The organism is Kitasatospora sp. NPDC024654 (assembly GCF_055559155.1).
In genome coordinates this window covers 1-1,525 of sequence record NZ_JBVHLF010000261.1, presented here as the reverse complement: position 1 = coordinate 1,525, position 1,525 = coordinate 1, and the positions used below count along the sequence as shown (strand labels likewise).

Annotated in this window: 1 protein-coding gene and 2 pseudogenes; 2 read left to right on the top strand and 1 reads right to left on the bottom strand. The window is 68.8% G+C overall.

Annotation, left to right across the window (positions count from 1 at the left end; genetic code table 11):
- Window positions 1-97: 97 nt before the first annotated feature.
- A pseudogene (locus tag ACZ38L_RS39500) lies at window positions 98-463 on the top strand (primase-like DNA-binding domain-containing protein); the annotation flags it as partial.
- Window positions 460-864, top strand: coding sequence for a DUF6009 family protein (locus ACZ38L_RS39495; protein ID WP_465702992.1), 405 nt, complete (start codon window positions 460-462; stop codon window positions 862-864). The pseudogene ACZ38L_RS39500 and the gene ACZ38L_RS39495, both read left to right, overlap by 4 nt.
- Window positions 865-925: 61 nt before the next feature.
- On the opposite strand, the pseudogene ACZ38L_RS39490 reads toward ACZ38L_RS39495, so the two are convergent.
- A pseudogene (locus tag ACZ38L_RS39490) lies at window positions 926-1,367 on the bottom strand (transposase); the annotation flags it as partial.
- Between the last annotated feature and the right edge of the window lie 158 nt (window positions 1,368-1,525).

Sequence of the window (1,525 nt, the reverse complement as noted above, 5' to 3'; positions counted from 1 at the left end):
CCATGATCCTGCTCTGCCTGGCCGGTTACGCCCGACCCCTGCCCGGCCGAGCACAACCGAGCCCCATCAAGACCCACAGAAGAGAGCGATGAGCCGAATTTTGGCCTGGCTCGTCGAGGGAGCCCGCCGCTACCTGGCCGGCGACAAGGACCTCACCGGCCCCGAGCGCGTCCAACTGGCCACCACCGCCTACGCCGAGACCGAAGACCACATGTCCCGCTTCATCGCCGAGGCCTGCAAACTGGACCCCGCCATGCGCGCCGAGCAAGCCAGCCTGTACGCCGCCTACAAGCAGTGGTGCCAGTTCGAGGGCACCGGACCGGTGTCGGCCCGCGCCTTCGCCGCCCGCATCCGCGACGTCCTCGGACTGGCCTCACCCAAGCAGATGGTCACCTCCAACCAGCGCAAGTACTACCCGGGCATCGGGCTGATCGTCGACCTCACCACCGGGGAGTCCCTGTGAGCGCCCTCATCGAACCCCACCAGCTCGCCCACGAGGACGACCTGATCTGGCTGGAGGACACCGGCCCACTCGAATACGTCCGCCAGACCCTGGACCGCCTGCCCACCCGCGCCGGCCGCCCCGCCTACCACCGCGACGGCCGCATGGTCGGCTACGCCATCCTGGGGGCCGGCGCCAAGTCCTCCAGGGCCTCGGGTACCTTCCTGCGCCGGGTCTTCTTTCTGCTCCCCCATGACCGAGACCAGGAACCGGACGGCCTCTACGCCTCCGCCGCCCCCTCCGAGGCCGTGGACCCGCGCACCCTGGCGCCACGGGTGAAGGGCTACAAGACCGAGCGCTCCGAAGGCGGCCCCGCCTCCGACGCAATGCGCGAGATGGGGATAACGCTACCCAAGAGCTGACCCGGGGGGCGTGTCAGCGATCTGGCTCTGGCCCGTAATCGGTGGTAGCGCTGTGTAGTGATCACTGGAGGAGGATGCGGTGGCGGAGCAGGGCAAACCCGGCTCGGCCGTGCATCTGCCTCATGATCCGCTTGGTTCGTGTATTGACACCCTCGGTGCGGCCGTTGTGGTAGGGGAGGGTGAGTCCGGCGTCGACGGCGGCGCGGTCGAGTTCGAGACCGTTCGCGAAGGAGTGCAGGTGAGGCAGGTCGGCGGCGCGGACCGTGGTGATCCAATCGGTGAGCTTGACGTCGTTGCCCTCGGCCGGGGTCAGCAGCTGAGCGAACTTGCCTGTGAGGCAGGCGAGTTCGGTCATCTCGGGGCAGGCTTCGGTGAGCTCCCGCAGCAGTGCGGCGTCCTTGTCCCGCAGTCGGGCGGCTGAGCAGGAGGCGGCCGAAGCGTTGCGGGGTGGTGACCGGCTTGTCGCCCTCGGCGCGACCCTGGGTGATGTAGCGGTAGAGCAGGCGCTGTCACGTTAATGAGCGCGTGTCCGGCTGAGGGTGTGCCGGGGTGCGGTGGGGTGCCTGGGGCAGGCCGACGGTCTCGGTGACGTGGTCCCAGATGGTGAAGCGGAGGCTCATCTCGAGTCGGTGTTCGGCGGCGGTCAGAAGGTGACGTCGGG